The sequence below is a fragment of the Stenotrophomonas sp. 8(2023) genome (assembly GCF_030345295.1).
Lineage (GTDB): Bacteria > Pseudomonadota > Gammaproteobacteria > Xanthomonadales > Xanthomonadaceae > Stenotrophomonas > Stenotrophomonas muris.
Genome location: NZ_CP128404.1, coordinates 353,500 through 360,000 on the forward strand (window position 1 = coordinate 353,500; position 6,501 = coordinate 360,000).

Below are 6,501 nucleotides of genomic sequence, written 5' to 3' on the forward strand. Positions count from 1 at the left end.
CCCGGCGCTACAGGCGAATCACGGCGCCTGGCTCGCCTGCGCCACGCCCTTCAGCTCGCGATAGCGCTGCAGCGTGCTGTCGATCTCGGCCTTCAGCGCCTGCTGCTGCTGCAGGAACCCGGCCTGCAGGCGTTGCTGCGACTGCAGTTGTATATGCCGCTGGCGGATCGCCTCGGCCTGCTTGTCGGCCACCTTGCCACCGGCCAGTTCGCGGTCACCGGCGGCCGACAGCAGCGCCACCAGCGATTCGCGCAGGCTGGTGACGTTGTACTCGGCGGTCTTCAGGTTGTTGTCCAGCACTTCCTGGCGTTCGGCGAACACCCGGCGCAGGTCGTCCTCGCTGCCATAGGTGGACAGCATCGCCTGCTCGGTGCGCTGGCGGGTCTGCTCGGCCATCAGGTCCAGCTGCTGCTGCTGTGCCACGGTGCTGGCTGCGGCGCGCTCCTCGTCGGTCAACGCGCGCTGGACCTGCGCATTGCGCAGGCCGCTCTTCGCGTTGAACTCCTCGCGGGCGTGATTTACCGCATCGGCCGGCAGCGAATCACTGCAGATCCGCTCCTTGCCCTCGTTCCAGCAGTACAGCTTCTTTTCCACCTTGCCGCCGTCGCGCGACTGCGCCGGCACGGTGAACGGCACGGCCAGCAGCAGGCCGGCAAAGAGAACAGCAGGAACTCGGGACATGACCTTTCCCCTGGTCGGTCAGCGGATCGAACGGACGCCGTACTGGGCCCGGTAGGCTTCCAGCGGCTGCCGGTAACCGACAAGTTCCGGGTTGCCGGAGGCGAAATCAAGCAGATCGGCCAGCGATGCCACGGCGATCACCGGAATGCCGGCTTCTTCGGCCACCGACTGTGCCGCCGAGCGACGGTCGGCTTCCGAGGCGATCTCCTGGCGGTCCAGTGCCACCACGATGCCGGCCGGGGTGCCGCCGGCAGCGCGGATGATGCCCAGCGCTTCGCGGATCGCGGTACCGGCGGTGATCACGTCATCGACGATCAGCACGCGCTTGCCATTCAGGTCGGCGCCGATCAGCTGGCCGCCTTCGCCATGGTCCTTGGCTTCCTTGCGGTTGAACGACAGCGGCAGGTCGCGGCCACGCTGGGCCAGCTCGCAGGCCATCGCGGTGGCCAGCGGAATGCCCTTGTAGGCCGGGCCGAACACCACGTCGTACTTGATCCCGGTGGCATCGATGGCATCGGCGTAGCAGGCGCCGAGCTGCGACAGCAGCGAACCGGAGTCGAAACGACCGGCGTTGAAGAAATAGGGGCTCAGCCGGCCGGACTTGAGGGTGAACTGGCCGAAGCGCAGGGCGTCGGCAGTCAGGGCCAGCTGCAGGAAACGGTGGCGGTGGTCGCTCATCAAAACTCGATTCATCTTCATTTGGAGCACAAATCCTAATCCAGCTGGGCGTTTCGCGCTCGTCCAGCGCCATGTGAAAGCCGTCCAGGCCCGGCCTGGCGGACTGCGCAGCCCTGCGGGCAACCGTTATGCTTGCCCGGTTTCCCGCCGCAGGTCCCCCGCATGCGCATCATCAGTTTCAACGCCAATGGCATCCGTTCCGCCGCGACCAAGGGCTTCCTCGACTGGTTCCGTGCCCAGGACGCCGACGTCCTGTGCATCCAGGAAACCAAGGCCCAGGAAGACCAGCTGACCGACCCGATGTTCCGTCCGGACGGCCACCACTGCTTCTATCGCGATGCCATCACCAAGAAGGGCTACAGCGGCGTGGCGATCTACAGCAAGCGCGAACCGGACCAGGTCATCACCTCGCTGGGTTGGGCGCCGTTCGACGACGAAGGCCGCTACATCGAGGCGCGCTACGGCAATCTCAGCGTGGTTTCCTTCTATATCCCATCGGGCAGCTCGGGCGACCTGCGCCAGGGCTTCAAGTTCGAAGTGATGGAATGGCTGCGGCCGATCCTCGAAGCGTGGGCGCGCAGCGGCCGCGACTACGTGCTGTGCGGTGACTGGAACATCGTGCGTTCGGCGCTGGACATCAAGAACTGGAAGTCCAACCAGAAGAACTCCGGCTGCCTGCCGGAGGAGCGCGACTGGCTCAACGCGCTGTGCGCCGACCACGGCCAGACCACCGATGTCGCCGGCGGCCGTGGGTGGGCCGATGCCTACCGCCTGCTCAACCCCACCGGAGAGGACTACACCTGGTGGAGCAACCGCGGCGCCGCCCGTGCCAACAATGTCGGTTGGCGCATCGACTACCAGTTCATCACCCCGGGCCTGCGTGACCGACTGCGCAGCTGCTCGATCTACCGCGACGAGCGCTTCTCCGACCACGCCCCGTTCACCGTGGACTACGACCTGTGACCGAGGCCGCCACGCCGGTCAGCTACAAGGGCTGGGCCGGCATCAAGCGCGCCTTCGGTACCCCGTCGGCGCTGACCATGGCCATGCTCGGCTTCGGCAGTGGCCTGCCGTTCCTGCTGATCGCCTCGCAGACCCTGTCCACGCGCCTGCGCGACGTCGGGCTGGACCTGGGCAGCATCGGCCTGATCAGCCTGGCCAGCTTCTTCTACCTGCTCAAGTTCCTGTGGGCACCGCTGCTGGACCGCTACGCCTTCCCGCTGCTGGGGCGGCTCGGCCGCCGCCGCTCCTGGCTGCTGGTGTCGCAGGTGCTGGTGCTGGTCGGGCTGGTCGCGCTGGCCTTCGTGCGGCCCGAACAGGGCGTGTGGCCGTTGGTGATGTGGGTGCTGGTGGCGTCGTTCGCCGGCGCCACCCAGGATTCGGCCGTCGATGCCTACCGCATCGAGATCGCGCCGCAGACCGCCCAGGCGGCGCTGGCCGCCACCTATACGCTGGGCTACCGGATCGGCCTGATCCTGGCCGGTGCCGGCGCGCTGTACCTGGCCCAGTTCGAAGGCTGGATCGTCGCCTACCTGGCGATGGCCGCGCTGATGCTGCTGCCGATCGTCACCACCCTGCTGTGCGCCGAACCGCAGCGCCCGGCCACCGCCGTGCAGCGCCGCATCGATATTGCCGAAGCGTTCGTCCAGCCCATCTCCAGCTTCTTCAGCCGCAATGGCGTGGCACTGGCGCTGGTGCTGCTGGCCTTCGTCGGCCTGTTCAAGTTCCCCGACCAGGTGATCGGAGTGATGGCCGGGCCGTTCTATCTCGACTCGGGGTTCGACAAGGCCGACATCGCCACCGTCTCCAAGCTGTTCGGTGTGTGGATGGGCATCGGCGGCGCGTTCCTTGGCGGCATCGCGGTGGCTGCGTTCGGCTTCCGCCGCATGCTGCTGGTGGCCGCGCTGGGCGTGGCGCTGTCCAACCTGGCCTTCCTGCTGATGGCGCACAATCCGGGCAAGCTGTGGGCGTTCTACGCCGCGCTCAGTGCCGACAACCTGTTCCAGGGCTTTGCCGGCACCGTGCTGGTGGCCTTCATGTCGTCGCTGACCGACCGCAACTTCACCGCCACCCAGTACGCATTGCTGGTCTCGCTGGCCAACCTGCCGGGCAAGTTCGTCGGTGGCGTCTCCGGCTACATCGTCGAAGCCACGTCCTACAGCACGTTCTTCATCCTCAGCTCGATCACCGTGGTGCCAACCCTGCTGCTGCTGGCGTGGCTGTGGCCGCGGATCGCCGATCGCGGGCCGCCGCCGGTCGCCTGATTGCCTGCCCGCCCGGACTGCGGGATCATCGCCCCCGACGCGCCGAGGGGGCGGTGCCTTGCGAACGGGGAAGTGAGCATGGCCGACGTTGTGCTGCGGGACCTGGACCCGCTGCTGCTGGAACGCATCCGACGGGTCGCGGTCGCCCGCGGCTGGACCCACGAACAGACCTGCGCCGCCTTGCTGGAGCAGGGGCTGTTCAGCAGTGAACTGGAGGTCCGCTCCGGCTTCGGCGATCCCGAAGTGGACGCCCTCTCCGCCGCGATTGCCGCCCTGCAGGCCCTGCCGGCAGGGCAGGGCTTCGATTAGCGCCTTTGTAGAGCCGAGCCATGCTCGGCTGCTCTTGGCCCGGCCCGGCCCGGCCCGCGCTAAGCCGAGCAGGGCTCGGCTCTACAACGGCGCCTCACCTGCGCGGACGGCCCACCTCACGCCAGGTGGATCGCCCCCAGGATCCGCGGGCCCGTTGCCCCGGTCACGCTCGGCAGGTTGCCCGCCAGCCCGTCCATCGTCCGCTGCGCCAGCCAGGCGAAACCCATCGCCTCCACGTACTCCGGGTCCAGCCCATGCACCGCGCTGGACTCAACCTGCACCTCCGGCAGCCGCGCCGCCAGCCGCTTCATCAGCTGCCGGTTGCGCACACCGCCGCCACAGACCAGCAGGCGCCGGGTCTGCGGCTGCTGCGCCAGCAACGCATCGGCCACGGTCGCCACGGTCAGCTCCAGCAGGGTGGCCTGCACATCGGCAGCGGCGTACTCGCCTTCCCCCATGTGGGCTTCGGCCCAGGACAGGTGAAACTGTTCGCGCCCGGTGCTCTTCGGCGGCGGCAGCGCGAACCACGGGTCCGAACGCCAGGCGGCCAGCAGGCCCTCGTCCAACGTGCCACTGGCAGCGTAAGCGCCATCGGCATCGAAGGTGCGGCCGGTATGGCGCTGGCACCAGGCGTCCATCAGCGCATTGGCCGGGCCGGTATCGAAGCCACGCACCGCGCCTTCGCGCGGGATCAGGGTCAGATTGGCGATGCCGCCCAGGTTGAGCACCGCGCGGTCTTCGTCGGCGGTGCCCAGCATGCCCAGGTGGAAGGCCGGCATCAGCGGCGCACCGTGGCCCCCGGCCGCCACGTCGCGGCGGCGGAAGTCGGATACCGTCGTGATCCCGGTCAGTTCGGCAATGCGGTTGCCGTCGCCCAGCTGCACGGTGAACGCCGGGTCGGCCAGCGGGCGGTGGCGCACGGTCTGGCCGTGCGAGCCGATCGCGCGCACCTGGCTGCGGTCCACGCCGGCCTCGGCCAGCAGTTGATTGGCGGCCCCGGCGAAGTTGATCGCGATCCGCGCGTCCAGTTCGCCCAGTTCCTCCAGCGACTCCAGCGGGCCACCTTCGCCCAGCGCCACCAGCCGCGCGCGCAGCACCGGCTCCCAGCGGGCGGTCAGGCCGTGCACGAAGCGGCAGCCACCGCCGGCGGGGAACTGCACCAGCGCGGCATCGATGCCATCGGCGCTGGTGCCCGACATCAGGCCAAGGTACAGGGGGGCGTCAGCGTCGGCAGTCGTGTTCATGGCAGGCATAAAAAAAGGACGCGGCAAGCTTGGGCTGCCGCGTCCTTCTTCGTCAACGCAAGACGCTCAGCCGCGCTTGCGGCCGGTCGCCTGCTTGTCCTTGGCGCTGGCCACCTCGGGCGCAGCCTCGTCGCGGCTGGTCGGTGCCGGGCTGGCGTCGGCGTAGATCAGCTTCTCCATGCCCTGGATGCGCGCCATCGCCGGCGCGGTCTGCGCGCGGAAGGCGACCAGCTCGGCGCCCTTCAGCGGTTCCGGCGGCGGCATGGTCACGGTCAGCGGGTTGCGGTGCTCGCCGTTGACGCGGAATTCGTAGTGCAGGTGCGGCCCGGTCGCCAGGCCGGTCGAGCCGACATAGCCGATCACCGTGCCCTGGGCCACGCGCTGGCCGGTCCTGATGTTCGCAAAGCGCGACATGTGGCCGTACAGGGTGGTGTGGCCGCGGCCATGGTCGAGGATCACCACGTTGCCGTAGCCGCGCTGCACGCCGGCGAACTGCACGCGGGCATCGCCGGCGGCCATGATCGGAGTGCCGGTGCGCGCGGCGTAGTCCACGCCCTTGTGCATGCGCATCTTGCCCAGCACCGGGTGCTTGCGCGCGCCGAAGGTCGAACTCAGCCGCGCGAACGGGATCGGCATGCGGATGAAGCTCTTCTTCAGCGAACGGCCGTTGATGTCGTAGTACTCGGACTTGCCGTTGCGGTCGAAGCGGAAGCCGGAATAGGTCTTGCCACCGGTGGTGAAGGTCGCCGCCAGGATCTTGCTGGTGTCCACCTTCTCGCCTTCGCGCCAGGTTTCATCCATCACCACGCTGAAGCGGTCGCCCGGCTGCAGGTCCTTGGAGAAGTCGATGTCGTACTTGAAGATGTCGTCGGTCATCGTCGCGATCGCCGACGGCGACAGCCCGGCCCGTCGGGCCGCGGCATACAGCGAACTGGTGATCTCGCCGCTGGTGACCACGGTGCGCGTGGAGGACTCACGCTTGGTCACTTTCTCCTTGATGTCATCGCCGGCCAGGCTCAGTTCCACGCGGTTGTCGGCATCGCGGTCGAAACGGATGCTGCGCAGGTCGCCGGACAGCGGCATGTCGAAGGCGATCTCGGCACCCGGGCGCAGCTTGGTCAACGCCTCACGCGCGCCGGGGTGGTCCAGCACCCGGTGCAGGGTGGTGGCCGGAATGCCAGCCTTGTCGAACAGGTCGCTCAGGGTCTGGCCACGCTGCACGCGCAGCACCTGCCAGCTGTCACCCGGCACCTGCTGCTGGCGGGCCATGGTCAGCGGCGGCAACGGCAGCGCCAGGCTGGTGTGGCTGTCAGCGTAGGGGGCAT

The 6,501-nt window shown here is 68.4% G+C and carries 7 protein-coding genes (1 of these 7 only partly in view); 3 read left to right on the forward strand and 4 right to left on the reverse strand.

What is annotated here, in order from left to right; genetic code table 11:
• Window positions 1-18: 18 nt before the first annotated feature.
• Together QP609_RS01625 and pyrE are read right to left on the reverse strand one after the other, a co-directional pair.
• On the reverse strand, window positions 19-681 hold the full coding sequence (locus tag QP609_RS01625) for a hypothetical protein (RefSeq protein ID WP_014645674.1): 663 nt from the start codon (window positions 679-681) through the stop codon (window positions 19-21).
• A gap of 18 nt (window positions 682-699) precedes the next feature.
• Entirely contained in the window at window positions 700-1,359 is a 660-nt protein-coding gene (gene pyrE, locus QP609_RS01630) for an orotate phosphoribosyltransferase (protein ID WP_032961411.1), read from the reverse strand.
• Between the two features lie 162 nt (window positions 1,360-1,521).
• Here pyrE and QP609_RS01635 point away from each other — a divergent pair, with 162 nt between their 5' ends.
• The 3 genes from QP609_RS01635 (at window position 1,522) to QP609_RS01645 (ending at window position 3,932) form a co-directional block, all read left to right on the forward strand.
• Window positions 1,522-2,322 (forward strand): exodeoxyribonuclease III, encoded by an 801-nt coding sequence (locus tag QP609_RS01635; RefSeq protein WP_069118571.1) that lies wholly within the window; start codon window positions 1,522-1,524, stop codon window positions 2,320-2,322.
• A complete protein-coding gene (locus QP609_RS01640) occupies window positions 2,319-3,623 on the forward strand; it encodes an MFS transporter (RefSeq protein WP_014645677.1) in 1,305 nt (434 codons plus the stop codon). The genes QP609_RS01635 and QP609_RS01640 overlap by 4 nt, the downstream gene beginning before the upstream one ends.
• Window positions 3,624-3,701: 78 nt before the next feature.
• On the forward strand, window positions 3,702-3,932 hold the full coding sequence (locus QP609_RS01645; RefSeq protein WP_014645678.1) for a hypothetical protein: 231 nt from the start codon (window positions 3,702-3,704) through the stop codon (window positions 3,930-3,932).
• A gap of 116 nt (window positions 3,933-4,048) precedes the next feature.
• On the opposite strand, the gene QP609_RS01650 is transcribed toward QP609_RS01645, so the two are convergent.
• Window positions 4,049-5,176 (reverse strand): anhydro-N-acetylmuramic acid kinase, encoded by a 1,128-nt coding sequence (locus tag QP609_RS01650; RefSeq protein ID WP_014645679.1) that lies wholly within the window; start codon window positions 5,174-5,176, stop codon window positions 4,049-4,051.
• A gap of 66 nt (window positions 5,177-5,242) precedes the next feature.
• A protein-coding gene (locus tag QP609_RS01655) for a peptidoglycan DD-metalloendopeptidase family protein (protein WP_032961400.1) crosses the window boundary here: on the reverse strand, window positions 5,243-6,501 show its 3' portion. It continues 214 nt past the right edge of the window; only the last 1,259 of its 1,473 coding nucleotides appear in the window; the start codon falls outside the window, past its right edge — the gene reads right to left on this strand; the stop codon is at window positions 5,243-5,245.

Coding starts and splice junctions, on each gene's coding strand:
- QP609_RS01625 (WP_014645674.1), bottom strand. CDS start 681: ATGTCCCGAGTTCCTGCTGTTCTCTTTGCCGGCCTGCTGCTGGCCGTG.
- pyrE (WP_032961411.1), bottom strand. CDS start 1,359: ATGAGCGACCACCGCCACCGTTTCCTGCAGCTGGCCCTGACTGCCGAC.
- QP609_RS01635 (WP_069118571.1), top strand. CDS start 1,522: ATGCGCATCATCAGTTTCAACGCCAATGGCATCCGTTCCGCCGCGACC.
- QP609_RS01645 (WP_014645678.1), top strand. CDS start 3,702: ATGGCCGACGTTGTGCTGCGGGACCTGGACCCGCTGCTGCTGGAACGC.
- QP609_RS01650 (WP_014645679.1), bottom strand. CDS start 5,176: ATGAACACGACTGCCGACGCTGACGCCCCCCTGTACCTTGGCCTGATG.